We start from the raw sequence: 17,302 nt of genomic DNA on the forward strand, positions 1-17,302 counted from the left end.
AGGGCCTAGCAGCCCATCTCCACCGCGCCGATGTCCGGGGCCGCGCCGCAGAAGGGCTGGCCCTGGTCCTGGCCCTTGTCCTGGGCGGAAGCGGACGGGGCGAAGGCCTCCGACACCGTCACGTCCCCGCCGTTGGAGGTGGTGTCTCCGACGGCGGCCTTGAAGGCGTCCAGGGCCACGAGCTGGCCGTTGTTCTTGAACTGCGTGCCGGCCGGGTAGAGGTTGGAGCCCATCTGGAGGCCGGGAGCTTGGCCGCCCACGTCCACGCTGATGGGGGCGTCCACGAGGTTGTTCTGCACGCGCAGCGACTCCGTGGGGCCGCCCGTGCCGTGGCCCAGGATGATGCCGGCCTTGGCGCGGGTGACGGTGTTGTTCACCACCACGGTGCCCTTGGAGTTCTCCAGGCGGATGGCGGTGCCTTCGCCGCCGCCCGCGTCGGTCATGTCGTGCACGCGGTTGCGGCGCACGACGACGGCCTGGGGCACGGGGCCCTCGTGGTTGCCGCCCACGGAGATGCCCTTCGCGGCGTCATAGACTTCGTTGTCCTCCACCAGCACGTTGTTGGCGGAGTAGTGGATGACGAGCGCCTCGCCCTTCGCCGTGTCGTTCGCCTGGAACTTGTGCATCCGGTTGTTGCGGATGACGACGTCGTGGCACGTCTTGATGTCCACGGCGTTCTCCCGGTTGCCGAACAGGTGGTTGTTCTCCACCAGCAGGCCCTTGGCGGGCGGCAGGGTGCTGAAGCCCTCGGGCCCCAGGCACTGCACGGAGTCACCGGAGTTGCTGTGGATGTCGTTGTTGCGCACCGTCACGTCGTAGGACGCGGGCTGCATCACGATGCCGTGCGAGTCCTTGTTGCCGGTGGTCCGCACGAAGTCGTGGATGTTGTTGTTCTCGATGGTGAGGCCGCGGGCGTTGTTGAACATGGTGATGCCCGCGCCGCCGGTGCCGTTGTGCAGCTCCGAGTTGGCCAGCACCGCGCCCTGCACATCGCCCTCGAAGGTGACGCCGAAGATGGGCTGCCCCTCCACGTCGATGTCGAACCCGTCGATGACCCAGTTCGCGCGGCGCACCTGCACCGCGGCGCCCGAGCCGCTGCCCGGAGTGAGCTTGGGGCGGCCCTCGCCCTGGAGGGTGATCTTCGCTTCGGCCGTGCCGGCCTTGGCGTTCTCGCCCAGCACCAGGCGCTCGGCGTAGGTGCCCGCGAGCACGCGGATGCGGTCGCCGGGGCCCGCCTTGCCCACCGCCATGGCGAGGGTGCGCAGCGGCGCGGCCTCCGTGCCCTGCGCGCCGTCATCTCCGTTCGGCGACACGACCCACTCGTTGACGGGCGTGGTGGTGGGGGCTTCCGTCATGGCCTTGGCGCTGACGGCGGGCTGGGGACCGGGCTCCGCGATGGGCGCGTGGTCCGCGTGCGCCGGCATCTGCGCGGCGGGCGTGTTCTCCACCGGCTGCACGCCGATGGGCGGCGCCTGGCCCGGGGTGGTGGGGGTCTTCTCGACCTTGGGGGTGGCGCCCGTCTTCGCCGCGGGGGGCTGGGTACCGCCGCCGCTCGAGGAACCGCCGGTGCCTCCGCCAGAGCCACCGCCGCCGCCACAAGCGGTCAGCCCAAGCGCCAGGGAACAGGCAGCCAGGGAGGCCACCAGCGTGTTTCGCGTCTTCAATCCGTTGCCTCCGAGAATTCGCATGAGCAGGGGCAACGCATGGGGTCCGGCGTTCTATTCACTGCCGGTCATCCAGGCGGGGACGCGCCGCACCGGGAGGGAGAACCGTGACGCTCGGCCCCATGGCGGCTACGGTGCCGCCGCCGTGTCCAAAGCCGTCCTGCTCCTGACCGCCCTGCTGCTCGCCTCCTGCGCCACGCCGGCGCCCTCCCCTGTCCCGAGTACCCGGGGGCTGGGCGAGCCGGAGGTCTCCGTTCCCGCCAGCACCGCCGCCGTGGACGCGGGCGTGAAGCCCCCCGCGTCCAGTGGCCTGGAGGATCCGCTCACCTCGGGCCTGCCCGGGCCGCAGGACCTGAAGCGCCTGGACTTCCGCAACGGCGAGCCGCGCCTCCCCATCAAGCTCATGGAGGGGCGCGACGGGGTGACGTTCTCGCCGCGCGGGCGGATGCGCCTTCGCTTCGGGGGCCCGGGCGACAAGATGCTGGACGCGCCCGCGGGCTCGCGCTGGACGGTGCGGGTGACGCAAGGGGAACCCGCGCAGTGGAGCGCGCGCGTGCAGCTGGGCGAGTTCCGCTTCGCGGACAAGGCGGGGCTCGCGGAGGCGCAGGAGACGTGGCGCTCGCGCGGGGTCGCGGTGCGCACGCACACGCTGGGCTCCGTGTACGGCATCGCGGGGAAGGTCATCGACAACCGGCGCTACCTCCTCTTGGGCGACGAGGCGCTGACGCCCGCCGCCGCGGCGAAGCAGCAGGCGGAGCTGCTGCGCCGCTACGGCCTGCGCACCACCCTCTTCGAGGAGGTCCGCAAGCCGGCCACCGCCATCCTGGAGCTGAAGGACGAGAACGACGCCGTGGTGGGCCTGGCGCAGGACCGGCTGGACGCGGAGACGCCGGACGGCAGCGGCTTCGACGTGCGGCAGGTGGAGTACGGCGTGGGCTACGACTTCCACGCCTTCGAGGACCGCAGCTTCCGGGGCTCGCTCCAGTTCGCGGTGGACCGGAGCGGCAAGCTCGCGGTGGTGAACGTGGTGGGCCTGGAGGACCTGCTCAAGGGACTGGTGCCATCCGAAATCTTCGCGCGCGCGCACCCGGAGGCGCTCAAGGCCCAGGCCGTCACCGCCCGGGGCGAGGTGCTGGCGAAGGTGGGCATCAAGCACCTGGCGGATCCGTACCTGCTCTGCTCGGAGCAGCACTGCGCGGTGTACCGGGGCCGTACCGGGGAGGCGGCCAGCACCACCGCCGCGGTGGAGGCCACCCGGGGCCAGGCCCTCTTCAGCCAGGACGGGCGGCTGGTGGACTCCGTCTACAGCGCCGTGTGCGGCGGCCACACCGAGGACAACGACGTGGTGTGGGGCGGCCCGCCGGACCCCAGCCTGCGCGGCCGGCCGGACCTGCTGGAGTCCGCGCCGGGCGTGCCCGGGCCGTCGAGCCTCAAGGCGTGGCTGGCGACGGCGGACGTGCCCGCCGCGTGCAAGCTGTCCAGCTTCGCGCAGCCGACGAAGTTCCGGTGGGAGAAGCGCTTCACGCAAGCCCAGGTGGACGCGCTCACGGAGAAGCTGGGCGTGGGGGCGGTCCAGGGACTCGCCCTGTCCGAGCGCGGGGTGTCCGGGCGGGCCCGGCTGCTCACCGTGTCCGGCACGCAGGGGGCCACCCAGGTCCGGGGCGAGCTGAACATCCGGCGGCTCTTCGGGATGCTCAACAGCAGCATGGCCACGGTGGAGGCCGAGCGGGACGCCGAGGGCCGGCTCACCGGATGGCTGTTCCGGGGCGGCGGCTGGGGCCACGGCGTGGGCATGTGTCAGACAGGCGCCATCGGCCGGGCGGAGGCGGGACAGAGCTATCCGGAGATCCTGCGCTACTACTTCAACGGGGCGGAGGTGGCCCCCATCTACTGAAGTCCAGGGAACAATTCGCGCGCACCGGCTGCCTGGCTCGTGAATCTCTTGGATGTCCCGCGTGTTACGGGGCGCACGTTCGGGACTGAAGAAGCGGTCCGGAGGTTTATCATCAGGCCGTGGGCACGGGTTCCTCGACAGACTGGCGTCAGCGGCGCGCCCGGAAAGAGCGCGCCCCCCTGCGCTATCTGGTGGCGGGCATCCTGGCGCTCCTGGCCCAGGCGGCCTTCGTGGGCTTCGTGCTCCTGGTGTCCGCCGTGCAGGCGAACCTCCCGCCGGAGAAGCGCCCCGCGCGGCCCACGTCCGTGGCGGTGAGGCCGCTCACGTCGGACCAGTGGGCGAAGAACCGGGGGCCGGTGGCGCAGCAGCAGACGAAGCCCCGCCCCACCGAAAAGCGCGAGCCCAGGGAAGAGAAGAAGCCGGACGAGACGAAGCCCCAGGGCCAGGTGGTGGACGTGGCGCCGGGGAATGATCAGCAGTCCCCGGACGCGAAGTACCTGGCCGAGCACAACAACACGGTGGAGAAGGAGACGCGCGCGCGCGACCAGACGGCCTTCTACCGCAACGCCATGCCCCAGCGGACCGCGCCCCAGAAGCAGGAGGGCGCGCAGCAGGAGCAGGTGCAGCCGCCGCGCGTGTCGGGCAACAACGGCCAGGGCGCGGACGACCGGCCCCAGTCGCAGGGCGGCAAGAAGCCCGTCTTCGAGATGCCGGAGACGCGCCGCAAGCAGGAGATCGCCATGAAGACGGATCCGCGCGAGCGAGGCCCGGGCATGGCGGTGAACAACCAGTCGGAGAGCGAAGCCACCCAGGGCAACGCGAAGCGCCTGCGCATCCAGCCCGGCGAGGGCGAGGACAGCGAGCAGGAGGGCTCCACCGGCCGCACCGGCTCCCCGGGCCTGGCCACGCTGATGCCCTCGCAGGCGGCGATGGACCGGGTGGTGGGCGCGGCTCCCAACGACATGCTCCAGGACCAGGAGGAGGGCGACGGCACCTTCCTCAACACGCGCGAGTGGAAGTACGCCAGCTTCTTCAACCGCGTGAAGCAGAGCGTGGGCATGCACTGGAACCCCAACGAGCAGCTGCGCATGCGCGACCCGACGGGGAACATCTACTCCGGGCGCGACCGCCAGACGCTGCTCACCATCACCCTGGACGAGCGCGGCGCGGTGAAGGACATCCAGGTGGAGAAGAGCAGCGGCCTGGACTTCCTGGACATGGAGGCCGTGGCCTCCTTCAAGCGCGCGCAGCCCTTCCCCAACCCGCCCTCCGGCCTGCTGAGCCAGGACGCGACGGTGCGCTTCCAGTTCGGCTTCTTCCTGGAGATGGGCGGCGGCCCGCGGATGCGGTTGTTCCGACAGTAGGACCCACGGAGCCCTCGCGACGGACGGCCCGGGGCACTACCCTGCCCCGCCGTGGAAGCCTCCCTCGTCGACCGCAGCGCCGCGCTCCAGGAGCGCAACCGGAAGGTCCGCTTCGTCCTCCTGGCCATCCTCGGGGCCAACTGGGTGGTGGCCGTCGCCAAGCTCGTCTTCGGGCTCATGGCCCACTCGGCTTCGGTGACGGCGGACGGGCTGCACTCGTTCATCGACGGCAGCTCCAACGTGCTGGGGCTCGTCGCCATGGGCGTCGCGTCGCAGCCGGCGGACGCGGACCACCCCTACGGCCACGGCAAGTTCGAGGCGCTCGCGTCGCTGGGCATCGGCGCGATGATTGGCGTGGGCATGCTGGAGCTGGGGCGCATGGCGTTCGACTCGCTCCTGCACGACAAGCACCCCACGGTGTCGCTGACGATGGCGGCGGTGATGGTCTTCACGCTCGTCATCAACCTCATCGTCACCCGCGTGGAGCGGCACTACGGGCAGAAGTACAAGAGCTCGCTGCTGCTCGCGGACGCGCAGCACACGCTGTCGGACGTGTTCGTGAGCATCGCGGTGCTCGTCTCCATTGGCCTCGTGGCGCTGGGCTTTCCGCGCGCGGACGGCCTCGTGGCGCTGGCCGTGATGCTGTTCGTGGCGCGGGTGGCCTACGGCATCGTGCGGCAGGCGGTGGGCATCCTCTCCGACACCGCGCGCCTGGACCCGGCGCAGGTGTCCCAGCACACGCTCGCGGTGGCCGGCGTGCGCTCGTGCCGCGACGTGCGCAGCCGGGGCATGGAGGAGAGCGTCTACGTGGACCTGAAGATCGAGGTCGACCCGCAGCTCACCACCGCGCAGGCCCACGAGGTCGCGGACCGGGTGGAGGAGACGCTGCACGACGCCTACCCCCAGGTGGTGGACGTGGTGGTGCACGTGGAGCCCGCGAAGGGCCGTTGAAGGCCCGATAGAAACACGAGGGCCGCCTTCCGATGCGCTGGAAGACGGCCCCGGTGATGCGTTCAGCGGACTTCGAGCGCTACGCGACCTTCTGCTCGGGCGTGTCGTAGTCCTCGATGGGCGGGCACGAGCACACGAGCTTGCGGTCACCCAGCACGTTGTTCAGGCGTCCCACGGACGGCCAGAACTTGTTGTCGCGCACCCACGGCGTGGGGAACACGGCCTGCTCGCGGGTGTACGGGCGGTTCCACTCCGGCGCGGTGAGGGTGCGCGCGGTGTGCGGCGCGTTCTTCAGGACGTTGTTGTCCTTGGGCGCGCGGCCCTCCTCCACGTCGCGGATCTCCTGGCGGATGGCGATCATCGCGTCGCAGAAGCGGTCCAGCTCCGCCTTGGACTCGGACTCCGTGGGCTCGATCATCAGCGTGCCCGCCACCGGGAACGACACGGTGGGCGCGTGGAAGCCGTAGTCCATGAGGCGCTTGGCCACGTCCTCCACCTCCACGCCCGCGGTCTTCTTGAGCGGGCGCAGGTCCACGATGCACTCGTGGGCCACCCGGCCGCGCTTGCCCCGGTACAGCACCGGGTAGTGCGGCTGCAGCCGCTCCGCGACGTAGTTGGCGTTGAGGATGGCCAGCTTCGTGGCCTGCGTCAGGCCCTCGCCGCCCATCATCTGCACGTACATCCAGGAGATGAGCAGGATGCTGGCGCTACCCCACGGCGCCGCGGAGATGGCGCCGATGGCGTCCGAGCCGCCCGTCTGGATGACGGGGTGTCCGGGGAGGAACTTCACCAGGTGGGACGCCACGCAGATGGGGCCCATGCCCGGGCCGCCACCGCCGTGCGGGATGCAGAACGTCTTGTGCAGGTTGATGTGGCAGACGTCCGCGCCCACCAGGCCCGGCGCGGTGAGGCCCACCTGCGCGTTGAGGTTGGCGCCGTCCATGTACACCTGGCCGCCACGCTCGTGGATGGTGGAGCAGATCTCGCGGATCTCCTCCTCGAACACGCCGTGCGTGGAGGGGTACGTCACCATCAGCGCGGCGAGCTTGTCCTTGTGCTCGTCCGCCTTGGCGCGCAGGTCGCCCAGGTCGATGTTGCCGTTCTCGTCGCACCTGGTGACGACGACGCGGTAGCCGGCCATCACCGCGGAGGCCGGGTTGGTGCCGTGCGCGGAGGACGGGATGAGGCACACGTCGCGGTGCCCCTGCCCGCGCGCCTGGTGGTAGGCGCGGATGACGAGCAGGCCCGCGTACTCACCCTGGCTGCCCGCGTTGGGCTGCAGCGAGCACCCGGCGAAGCCCGTCACCTGCGACAGCGCGTTCTCCAGCTGCTCGAAGACGACCTTGTAGCCGGCCGCCTGCGACGTGGGCGCGAACGGGTGCAGCTTGCTGAACTGGGGCCACGTCACCGGGATCATCTCCGCGGTGGCGTTGAGCTTCATGGTGCAGCTGCCCAGCGGAATCATGGAGTGCGTGAGGGACAGGTCCTTCGCCTCCAGCCGGCGCACGTACCGCAGCATCTCCGTCTCGGAGTGGTAGCGGTTGAAGACCGGGTGCGTGAGGTACGCGCTCTGGCGGCGCAGCTCGGGGGCGAGCGGGCTCTCCAGGCCCTCGGCGACCTCGTCCAGGTTCACCGGGGACGCGGACTTGTTCGCGCCCTGGATGAAGGCCGCGAGGATGTCCTCCACGTCCTTGGCGCGCGTCGTCTCGTCCAGCGACAGGCCGAGCGTCTTCTCGTCGATGCGACGGAAGTTCATCTTCGACGCTTCGGCGGCGGCCAGCACGCCGCGCACCTGCGGCGGCGTCAGCTCCACGCGCAGCGTGTCGAAGAACTGATCATACCGCGGCTTGAAGCCCAGCTTCGCGAGGCCCCGCGACAGCACCACCGTGAGCCCGTGCACGCGCTCCGCGATGGCCTTGAGCCCCTCCGGCCCGTGGTAGACGGCGTACATGCCGGCCATCACGGCCAGCAGCACCTGCGCGGTGCAGATGTTGCTCGTGGCCTTCTCACGGCGGATGTGCTGCTCGCGCGTCTGCAGCGCCATGCGCAGCGCGGGCCGGCCCTGCGCATCCTCGGACACGCCGATGAGGCGGCCCGGCATCACGCGGGTGTAGGCGTGCTTCGTGGCGAAGAAGGCGGCGTGCGGGCCGCCGTAGCCCAGCGGCACGCCGAAGCGCTGCGCGCTGCCCACCACCGCGTCCGCGCCGAACTCGCCCGGGGGCGTGAGCAGCGTCAGGGCCAGCAGGTCCGCCGCGACGACGAACAGGCCGCCCGCCGCGTGCACCTTCTCACCGAAGGCGCGGTAGTCGTGCACCACGCCGTCCGTCGCCGGGTACTGCACCAGCGCGCCGAAGAACTTCTTCTGGGCCAGGTCCACCGTGCGGTGGTCGCCCACGACGACCTCCACGCCCAGGGGGATGGCGCGCGTGCGCACCACGTCCACCGTCTGCGGGTGGCAGGCGTCGGAGACGAAGAACGCGCCGCCCGTGCCGTCGCCCTTGGCGTGCATGGCCAGCGCCATGGCCTCCGCCGCGGCGGTGCCCTCGTCGAGCAGGGAGGCGTTGGCCACCTCCATGCCGGTGAGGTCCGTCACCATCGTCTGGAAGTTGAGCAGCGCCTCCAGCCGGCCCTGGGCGATCTCCGCCTGGTAGGGCGTGTACTGGGTGTACCAGCCCGGGTTCTGGAAGATGTTGCGCAGGATGACGTTGGGGACGTGGGTGTCGCTGTAGCCCATGCCGATGAAGGACCGGAACACCTGGTTCTTCGCCGCGATGGCCTCCAGCTGCGCCAGCACCTCGTTCTCGCCACGGCCGGCGGGCAGGCGCAGGGGCTCCTGGGAGCGGATGGCGGGGGGCACGGCGCTCTCGATGAAGGCATCGAGCGAGGTGACGCCCAGCGTGGACAGCATCTGCTTCACTTCAGGGGTCTCCGGGCCGATGTGCCGGCCGGCGAAGGACTCCTGGTACTTCCAGTTGAGGGACATGGTCGGAAGGGCTCGCGTGAGGTGCGTCAAGAAGGTCGGCGTCCGAGCGGGCTCGGTGCCTCATGGAGCGTCTCTAACAACCGGGACGCCGGACTTCTTGCGCGCGCGTGACTACTTGGTGAGCGGCTCGTAGGCGGCGGCGTCCAGGAGCTTGCCCACCTGCTCGGCGTCCGAGGGCTCGACCTCGACAATCCAGCCCTTCCCGTACGGGTCGGAGTTGATGAGGGACGGGTTGCCGGTGAGCTCGTCGTTCACCTTCACCACGGTGCCGGAGATGGGGGCGAACAGGTCCGACACGGCCTTGGTGGACTCGATGACGCCGAAGTTCTTGCCCTCGACGAGCTGGACGCCCAGCTTGGGCAGCTCCACGTAGACCACGTCACCCAGCGACTCCTGGGCGTGGTGCGTGACGCCCACCACCACGGTCTTGCCCGTGGTGCGGGCCCACTCGTGCTCCTTCGTGTACTTCAGGTCCTGCGGGATGTTGTCAGACATGGAGGCGGCTCCTCGCAACGGGTGCGAACGGGAGGGAATCAGGACTTCTTGAGGAAGGGGGTCTTCACGACGACCGCGGGCACGGCGCGGCCGCGGATCTCCACGTCGAAGGTGGAGCCTTCGGTGGCGAGGTTCGTGGGCACGTAGCCCATGCCGATGGGCTTCTTCACCGTGGGGCCCTGGGTGCCGCTGGTCACCTCACCCACGCGGACGCCGTCCTTGAGGATGGGGTAGCCGTGGCGCGGGATGCCGGCGCCGGTGAGCTCGAAGCCCACGAGCTTGCGGGGCACGCCGGCGGCCTTCTGAGCGACGAGCGCGTCCTTGCCGATGAAGCCGCCCGCCTTGTCCAGCTTGACGATCCAGCCCAGGCCCGCCTCCAGGGCGGTGTGCGCGTCGTCGATGTCGTTGCCGTAGAGCGCGTACTTCATCTCCGTGCGCAGCGAGTCGCGGGCGCCCAGGCCGCAGGGCTTCACCCCGTCCGGCTGCCCGGCCTCCAGGAGCGCGTCCCAGAGCTTCACCGCGTCGTCGGTGGCGCAGTACAGCTCGAAGCCGTCCTCGCCGGTGTAGCCCGTGCGGGAGATGATGGACTTCACGCCGGCCACCTCCCCTTCCGTGAAGCGGTAGGTGCCCACCTTGGACAGGTCCGCCTGGGTCAGGCGCTGCACCAGCCCCACGGCCTTGGGGCCCTGGACGGCGATCTGCGCGTACTCGTCCCCGCGGTCCACGGGGGTGACGCCCTCCGCGCGCGCCTTCATCCAGGCGAAGTCCTTCTCGCGGTTGCTGGAGTTGACGCAGATGAGGATGCGCTCGGGGCTGAAGCGGTAGGCGACGACGTCGTCCACGAAGCCGCCCAGGTCGTTGAGCAGGCCCGCGTAGACGGCCTGGCCGTCCTGGCAGCGGGCCAGGTCGTTGGAGATGAGCCGGTTCACGGTCTCCAGCGCGCCGGGGCCGGCGAACTCGATCTCCCCCATGTGGGAGACGTCGAACAGGCCGACGGCGGTGCGCACGGCCTCGTGCTCGGCGATGACGGACGAGTACTGCACCGGCATGTCCCAGCCGACGAAGTCGACCATCCGGGCCCCCAGCTTGCGGTGGGCCTCGTTCAGGGGCGTACGCCGGGTCATTGACTTCTCCATGGGCAGAAAAGGGGGGTGGTGAAACGGCGCGGACTATAGCGACGCACCTTCTCCGATCAAGGCCGACGCGGAAGGGACTAAACTCCTCCTGACATGAAGATCCGCAACTGCCTCAATCCCTCCCGGCCAAGCTTCTCCTTCGAGTTTTTTCCTCCCAAGACGGACGCGGGCGTGGCCTCGCTCCTGCGCACGGTGGAGGAGCTTGCGCCGTTGGAGCCGGGGTTCGTGTCGGTGACGTACGGGGCGGGCGGGAGCACGCGCGACCGGACGGTGGAGCTGGTCACACACATCAAGCAGCAGACCGGCATCGAGGCGATGGCCCACCTGACGTGCGTGGGACACACCCGCGACGAGCTTCGTGACGTGCTGCGCCGGCTCGACGCGGCAGGCATCGAGAACGTGCTCCTCTTGCGCGGGGACCCGCCGCAGGGCCAGACGACGTTCGAGCCGGTGCCCGGGGGCTTCCGCTACGCGGAGGAGCTGGTCCGATTCGTCCGAGAAGAGGATTTCAACTTCTGCATCGGGGGTGCGTGCTATCCGGAGGGCCACGTGGAGACGGCGTCTCGCGAGGACGACCTCAAACACCTGAAGGCCAAGGTGGATGCGGGGATGGACTTCGTGGTGACGCAGCTCTTCTTCGACAACGCCTTCTACTTCGACTTCGTGGAGCGGGCGCGGCGGGTGGGCATCAACGTCCCCATCGTCCCCGGCATCATGCCCATCACCAACTACGAGCAGGTCCAGCGCTTCACGCGCATGTGCGGCGCCACGGTGCCCATGCGTCTGGCGCTCCAGATGGAGCGCGTGAAGGACCAGCCGGACGCCGTCGTGCAGCTGGGGGTGGCGCACGCCACGGTGCAGTGCATGGAGCTGTTGTCGCGCGGCGTGCCGGGCATCCACTTCTACACGCTGAACAAGTCCCCCGCGACGCGGATGATCGTGGGCGCGCTGAAGGTGCGGTCATGAGCGGCCCGGGTCCGCGGCTGGCGCCGGACGACCCGCGCCTCAAGATCTTCCAGATCGTGCGCTTCCCGGCGTTCTTCCTGCTCATCGTCGGCGTGCTGCACGTCACCTTCAGCCTGCTGGGCGGGGTGCTGGCGGCGCTGAAGGTGGCGTCGCCCTTCTCGACGCCGGGACAGGCGCCGGTGGTGCTGGAGTTCACGATGGGGTTCTCGCTGGCCATCCTGGGCGGGATCCTCTGCGGACTCCTGGCCATCTGGGGCGCGTGGAACGCGATGAACCTCAAGGGCTACGGCCTGGCGACGGTGGGCGCCATCTGCGCGATGTACACGCTGACGCCCGGCTGTTTCATCGGCGTGCCGGTGGCGGTGTGGATGCTCTTCACGCTGCGCCGCGACGGCGTGCGCGAGGCCTTCGCACCATGAACCCGCGCGCCGTCCGCACGGTGCGCTTCCTGCTCACGGGCCTGGGCAACGTGGGCGTGCCGCTCCTGGAGATCCTCCAGTCGCGAGCGTCGCTGCTGATGGAGCGCTACCGGCTGGAGCTCCTGCCGGTGGGGCTGGCGGACTCGGGCGGCGCGGCGGTGTCGCCGCATGGGCTGGACGTGGCGTCGGTGCTGGCGGTGAAGCGGGCGCGGCACTCGGTGGCGTCGCTGCCGGTGGTGGGGCGTCCGGGGATGAGCGGGCGCGACCTGGTGCGCGAGGTGAAGGCGGACCTCCTGCTGGAAGCCACGCCCACGAGCTTCCAGGACGGGCAGCCCGGGCTGGACATCACGCGGGACGCGCTGTCGCGGGGCATGGCGGCGGTGCTCGCGAGCAAGGGGCCGCTGGTGCTGGGGTTCCAGGAGCTGGCGTCCTTGAGCGACCTGGAGTCGCCGGGCCGCCCTCCCCTGCGCTTCAGCGCCGCGGTGGGCGGGGCGATGCCGCTGGTGAACGTGGGCCGCCGGGACCTGGCGCTGGGGAGGCTCGGCCGGTTCGAGGGCGTGCTCAACAGCACCAGCCACCTGCTGCTGTGCCGAATGGCCGAGGGCAAGACGTACGACGCCGCGCTGGCGGAGGCGCAGGCCATTGGCATCGCGGAGACGGACCCGACCCTCGACGTGGACGGCTGGGACACGACGGGCAAGCTGATCATCCTGGCCAACGCGGTGATGCGCGTGCCCACCACGCTGAAGGACGTGTCGGTGACGGGCATGCGCGGCGTGACGCGCGCGGAGCTGGAGGCGGCGAAGGCCCAGGGCGGCCAGGTGCTGCTGCTGGCGCGCGGGGAGCCCGTGGGCGGCGAGCGCTGGGAGTGGAGCGTGCGCCCCACCGCCATGGACGCGTCCCATCCCCTGGCCCGGCTGGGCGCGACGGAGCTGGGCGCGGTGTTCCGCAGCGACCTGCACGGCGTCCACACCCTCATCACCGGTGAGCAGGGTTCCCGTGGGACGGGGGCCGCGATGTTGAGGGATGTGCTGGAGATCTTCCCGGACTGACTTCAGCTCAGTGACTTCATGAGCCGCTCCAGCAGCGGCTCCACGAGGTCCTGCCCGCGCAGCTGGGAACGCCAGCGGTGCGGAATCCCGTTCAGACCGAAGAGGAGGCCCGCGATGCCGCCCGCCACGCAGGCCGTGGTGTCCGTGTCGTGGCCCAGCCGGATGGCGGACTTGACGACCTCTTCGTAGCTCTTCCCGTTCGCCACGCAGGCGCGAGCGGAGCGCAGGCAATCCACGACGTAGCCTCCGCCCGTGCCAGGGGCCGGGTCATCCGGGCGGATGTGGGCTTCCAGTTCCTCCCGCTGCGGGAAGCCTTCCACGTACAGGTCGCGGAAGGTGGCCACGGCGTCGGCCCACGGGTCCGCCGCGCCCTCCAGGATGCGGCGGGCCCAGAGGCAATACAGCGCGCAGCACACCTGGGCGCGCACGTGGCCGTGTGTCACGCGCGACTGCGCCATGGCGTCGGAGACGAGCGCCGCGTCCTTGCCCTGGTGCCACAGGGCCAATGGCAACACACGCATCAGTGAGCCATTGCCGTTGTCCATCGTGCCGTTGGGGCCCGCGAGCATCGCGGGCGTGCCATCGCGCAGCCGGCGCAGGGCCGTGCTGGTCTGGATGCCCACGTCGAACACGTCGCCGTCCACGGCGAGGTAACCCCAGTCCTGCCAGTTCACCAGCCGCCGGCCCAGGTCCTCGCAGTCGAGCCGCTTCTGATGTGTCAGCGAATCCATCAGGCACAGCGCATGGGCGCCGTCGTCCGACCACGTGCCCGGGGGAACGCGATCATGCGCGCGGTCGTAACCCGGAGGTGGGTCGTATTCGATGGCCTCCGGGGCTGGGATTGCCTCAGGCCGGTGGAACTCGTAGGGCACCCCGAGCGCGTCTCCGACGAGCAACCCATACAGTCCTCCCGCGATGCGCTCCTCGCGACTCACCATGTCCCAACCTCCCAGGTCCGTGCTCCTTCGAGATAGTGTGCCAAGGACACCATCCCTGTAAAGGCTGACGGCTCGCGCGGTGTTCACGGTTCATGCGAAGCTCTTGCGCCCTTCCTTCCAGGAACGGGACACCCCATCCTCACGAGAGGCGCTCCGGATGCGTCGACTCACCCTGCTGACTGCCCTCTGCCTGTCTGTCCTTTCCGCCTGCTCTCCCGTGGAGCCTGAGGCACCGGATGAACCCGAGACGCCTGCGGATGCCTCGCAGACCCAGGCCCTGGAGTTGACCCAGGTCTTCAACACCCACGTGACGTGGACTGGCGCGACCAAGTGCAGCACCTGCCAGCGGCCTTCCTATGCCTGCTCGGACAACACGGGGAACTGGAACGGTGGGGTCCAGAGCTTCAGGGATCCCCTCCCTCCCGGCTGGGTGGCGATGGAAGTGCACGTGGGCATTGGCGCCCGCGGCTATGACGGTGGCATCTCCACGGTCCGGTTGAACAACCTGGTGCTGGGGTCCTTCGGGCTCCCCGACCTGAGCTGGTTCGGGTGTGGCGCCTGCACGCCGCAGCAGGTCCGCTACGCCACGACCGAGCAGACGGGGCTGCCCGGCTACCAATACGGCGCCATCAATACCCTCACGCTGCGCACGGAAGAGACCAACTGCTTCGCCTTCGCCGACATCAGCATCAAGGCGGGGCGGCCCGTGCTCACGGTCAAGCCCACCGAGGTGTCGTTCGGCTCGGTGGCGGTGGGCGCGTCCGCCACGCAGAAGGTGACCTTGACGAACGAGGGCATCGCCCCGCTCGTCATCACCGCCATGAATGTCCCAAGTCCCTTCGGGCTGAACTCCATCACCCTGCCCTTCACGCTCAAGGCCCGCTCCAGCCTGGACGTGACCGTGACGTTCGCGCCGAAGGACGAGCGGGCCGCCTCTGGGAACCTGACCATCGTGAGCAGTGATCCCGACAAGCCGTCGCGGTTGATCAAGCTCGAGGGGACCGGCGGTGCCGCGAAACTCCAGCTCAGCCCGACCTCGCTCGACTTCGGTGCCGTGCGGGCTGGCACGAGCAAGAGCCTCCCCCTCCAGCTGAAGAACGTGGGGACCGTGCCGCTCACGCTCTCCGCCGTCCTGACCCAGGCCCCCTTCTCCGTCAGCGGCTTTGCCTCGGGGGACGTCGTGCTGCAGCCCTCGGGCGTCCTCCCGCTCACGGTGACCTTCACGGCGACGGCCGGGGAAGCCAACCAGCCGCTGTACATCCAGTCCCAGGGGACCACCACCACGCCGATCGCGGAGGTCGCGCTGCACGGCACGGGCACCCAGCCCGCCATCTCCGTGGCCGCGACCGCGATGGACTTCGGCGTGCACACCGCGGGCATCGAGCCGGTTCGCCAGACGCTGACGGTGGGCAACACGGGCCAGGATGATCTGATCCTCACCGCCTTCGACGTGGAGGCGCCCTTCACCGTGGAGGCCGGCCTGCCGCTGACCATCAAGCCCTGGGAACAGAAGGACCTGCCGGTGGCCTTCGCTCCCGGAGCGGGCCGCGCCACGAAGGACCTCACCCTGCGCAGCAACGACCCGAACCGTCCCGCGTTCAAGGTGTCCCTCTCCGGCACCGGCGTGAAGGTCCCCGCGCTCCAGGTCACCGGGCCGGATGGCGGCACGGCGCTGGATTTCGGCTCGCGGGAGGTCAGCTCCGTGAGCGCACCCCAGACCCTGACGCTCAAGAACGAGGGCGCGGGGACGCTCGTGGTGGAGTCCATCCAGGCACCCACCGGCTTCGCCGTGACGCCCGCGGGCCGGCTCAGCCTGACGCCCGGCGCCGCGACCCAGCTCCAGGTGACCTTCGAGCCCTCGCATACCGCCCAGTTCACGGAGGAGCTGACGGTGAGCGCGGATGGTCCTGGTGGCTCCACCCAGGTCGTGCCGCTCAGTGGGCAGGGCGTCGAGGGAAAGCTGACCGCCAATCCCTCCGCGCTGTCCTTCTCCCGGACGGAAGTGGGCAAGAGCAGCAAGGCGGTGCAGGTCACGCTCGTCAACACGGGGACGGAGGCGATCACCCTCAGCACCATCGCGGTGGCGGGACCGTTCTCGGCGGTGCTTCCGAAGCTGCCCAAGGAGCTCACGCCGCGCGACGCCTTCACGATGGAGGTCACCTTCAGTCCGCTCGAGGACGGCCCCGCGTCCGGCGCGCTCCGGGTGTTCTCCAACGCGCCGTCGTCCCCCACGGTGGTGAAGCTGGAGGGTGAGGGGCTCCAGGCCATCGCCCGGATGGCGAGCGACGTGATGGAGTTCGGCGGCCAGCGGGTGGGCGGCGTGAGCGCGCCACGGGAGCTCACGCTGTTCAACACGGGAAGCGAGTCGCTGGATGTGACGGCGGTGAACGTGAGCGGTCCGTTCCTGATCTCCGGACTCAACGTGGGCACCAGCGTGCCGCCGCTCGGGAGCCGCACGTTCCAGGTCAGCTACAAGCCCACCGAGACCACGGCGGAGAACGGCGTGCTGGAGGTCCAGAGCAACGCGCCGCGCACCGCCCAGGTGACGCTGCGGGGAACGGGGACCATGGCTTCAATCGAGGCCTCCGTGACGACGCTGGCCTTCGGTTCCCAGTTCCTGGGCGCGGCCGAGCAGCGCGTCGTGGAGCTGCGCAACACCGGCACGAGCCCCATCACGCTCACGGGGTTGGATCCGGTGGACGGGTTCTCCGTGTCGGGATTGCCGCTGCCCCATCAGCTGGAGGCCGGCACCAGTCACGCGTTCTCCGTGGTGTTCGCGCCGCCGCGGCCGGGCGAGTACGCCGGGTCGCTCGCCGTGCGGCACGACGCGTCCGCCACCCCGCTGATGGTCGCGGTGCAGGGGACCGGCGTGGCGCAGGCGCTGACGGTGACGCCCGGAGCCATCGCCTTCGGCAACCAGCGGGTGAACGCCACCAGCCAGTCCCTGCCCCTGGAGCTCGTCAACACGGGCAACGTGCCCGTCACCGTGCAGGTGACCTCCTCCGACGCCGCCTTCCAGGTGGACACGCGCGCGGTGGCCGAGGCCATTCCGGCGGGAGGCCGGGCCTCGGTGTCGGTGACGTTCCACCCGACGCGCACGGGCACGGTGCGCGGAGAGGTCCGCGTGGTGCCGAGCGGAGGCGGACTCGCCCCGACCATCGTTCCCGTGGAGGGGATTGGCGAGGCCGTCACGGTGGAGGGCAGCGGCTGCTCCGTGGGTGGGGCTGGTGGTGCCGGGGTGCTGGCGATGTGGCTCCTCGCCATGGGGATGATCCGGCGCGGGCGGCGGCACCGCTGAGCCTGCGCACCTCCGCGGTGGCCGCCTCTCCCCGAGGCGGTCCAAACCTGTCCGACAGTCGGACAGGTTTCCGCGGCGGGAGCCCGTCAGGGCCGGGGGCCGCCGGGGGTGTCGAAACCGGTCCGATTGTCGGACAGGTTTC

The 17,302-nt window shown here is 70.3% G+C and carries 12 protein-coding genes; 7 read left to right on the forward strand and 5 right to left on the reverse strand.

Going from position 1 to position 17,302, the window contains the following annotated elements; translation table 11 throughout:
• Positions 1-5: 5 nt before the first annotated feature.
• Complete coding sequence (locus NR792_RS11805; protein WP_375760148.1) at positions 6-1,688, reverse strand: right-handed parallel beta-helix repeat-containing protein; 1,683 nt, start codon at positions 1,686-1,688, stop codon at positions 6-8.
• Between NR792_RS11805 and NR792_RS11810 the strand changes: the two genes are divergently transcribed.
• From NR792_RS11810 to NR792_RS11820, 3 genes are all read left to right on the forward strand, one after another.
• Complete coding sequence (locus NR792_RS11810) at positions 1,687-3,558, forward strand: SpoIID/LytB domain-containing protein (RefSeq protein ID WP_375760149.1); 1,872 nt, start codon at positions 1,687-1,689, stop codon at positions 3,556-3,558. The genes NR792_RS11805 and NR792_RS11810 overlap by 2 nt on opposite strands.
• A gap of 119 nt (positions 3,559-3,677) precedes the next feature.
• On the forward strand, positions 3,678-4,922 hold the full coding sequence (locus NR792_RS11815) for an energy transducer TonB (protein WP_375760150.1): 1,245 nt from the start codon (positions 3,678-3,680) through the stop codon (positions 4,920-4,922).
• Positions 4,923-4,973: 51 nt separating this feature from the next.
• On the forward strand, positions 4,974-5,873 hold the full coding sequence (locus NR792_RS11820; RefSeq protein ID WP_375760151.1) for a cation diffusion facilitator family transporter: 900 nt from the start codon (positions 4,974-4,976) through the stop codon (positions 5,871-5,873).
• 79 nt (positions 5,874-5,952) lie between these two features.
• Here the strand turns inward: NR792_RS11820 and gcvP are convergent, their stop codons facing one another.
• The 3 genes from gcvP to gcvT all read right to left on the reverse strand — a co-directional run bounded on the left by gcvP (position 5,953) and on the right by gcvT (position 10,475).
• Complete coding sequence (gene gcvP / locus NR792_RS11825) at positions 5,953-8,856, reverse strand: aminomethyl-transferring glycine dehydrogenase (RefSeq protein WP_375760152.1); 2,904 nt, start codon at positions 8,854-8,856, stop codon at positions 5,953-5,955.
• A 111-nt stretch (positions 8,857-8,967) separates the two neighbouring features.
• A complete protein-coding gene (gene gcvH / locus NR792_RS11830; protein WP_375760153.1) occupies positions 8,968-9,351 on the reverse strand; it encodes a glycine cleavage system protein GcvH in 384 nt (127 codons plus the stop codon).
• A gap of 38 nt (positions 9,352-9,389) precedes the next feature.
• Positions 9,390-10,475, reverse strand: a complete 1,086-nt coding sequence (gene gcvT / locus NR792_RS11835; protein ID WP_375760154.1) for a glycine cleavage system aminomethyltransferase GcvT — start codon at positions 10,473-10,475, stop codon at positions 9,390-9,392.
• A gap of 105 nt (positions 10,476-10,580) precedes the next feature.
• On the opposite strand from gcvT, the gene metF reads away from it, so the two are divergent.
• From metF to NR792_RS11850, 3 genes are read left to right on the forward strand one after another with little or no spacing between them, the layout of a single operon-like run.
• Positions 10,581-11,453, forward strand: coding sequence for a methylenetetrahydrofolate reductase [NAD(P)H] (gene metF, locus NR792_RS11840; RefSeq protein ID WP_375760155.1), 873 nt, complete (start codon positions 10,581-10,583; stop codon positions 11,451-11,453).
• A complete protein-coding gene (locus NR792_RS11845; RefSeq protein WP_375760156.1) occupies positions 11,450-11,872 on the forward strand; it encodes a hypothetical protein in 423 nt (140 codons plus the stop codon). Before metF ends, NR792_RS11845 begins: the two co-directional genes overlap by 4 nt.
• A complete protein-coding gene (locus tag NR792_RS11850) occupies positions 11,869-12,924 on the forward strand; it encodes a hypothetical protein (RefSeq protein ID WP_375760157.1) in 1,056 nt (351 codons plus the stop codon). The genes NR792_RS11845 and NR792_RS11850 overlap by 4 nt, the downstream gene beginning before the upstream one ends.
• A 2-nt stretch (positions 12,925-12,926) precedes the next feature.
• On the opposite strand, the gene NR792_RS11855 is transcribed toward NR792_RS11850, so the two are convergent.
• The gene (locus NR792_RS11855; RefSeq protein WP_375760158.1) at positions 12,927-13,862 is read right to left on the reverse strand and encodes an ADP-ribosylglycohydrolase family protein; all 936 of its coding nucleotides are present in this window, start codon (positions 13,860-13,862) and stop codon (positions 12,927-12,929) included.
• A 157-nt stretch (positions 13,863-14,019) separates the two neighbouring features.
• On the opposite strand from NR792_RS11855, the gene NR792_RS11860 reads away from it, so the two are divergent.
• Entirely contained in the window at positions 14,020-17,160 is a 3,141-nt protein-coding gene (locus NR792_RS11860; protein ID WP_375760159.1) for a choice-of-anchor D domain-containing protein, read from the forward strand.
• Positions 17,161-17,302: the final 142 nt, after the last annotated feature.

It is taken from the genome of Corallococcus exercitus (assembly GCF_042231735.1).
Taxonomy (GTDB): domain Bacteria; phylum Myxococcota; class Myxococcia; order Myxococcales; family Myxococcaceae; genus Corallococcus; species Corallococcus exercitus_B.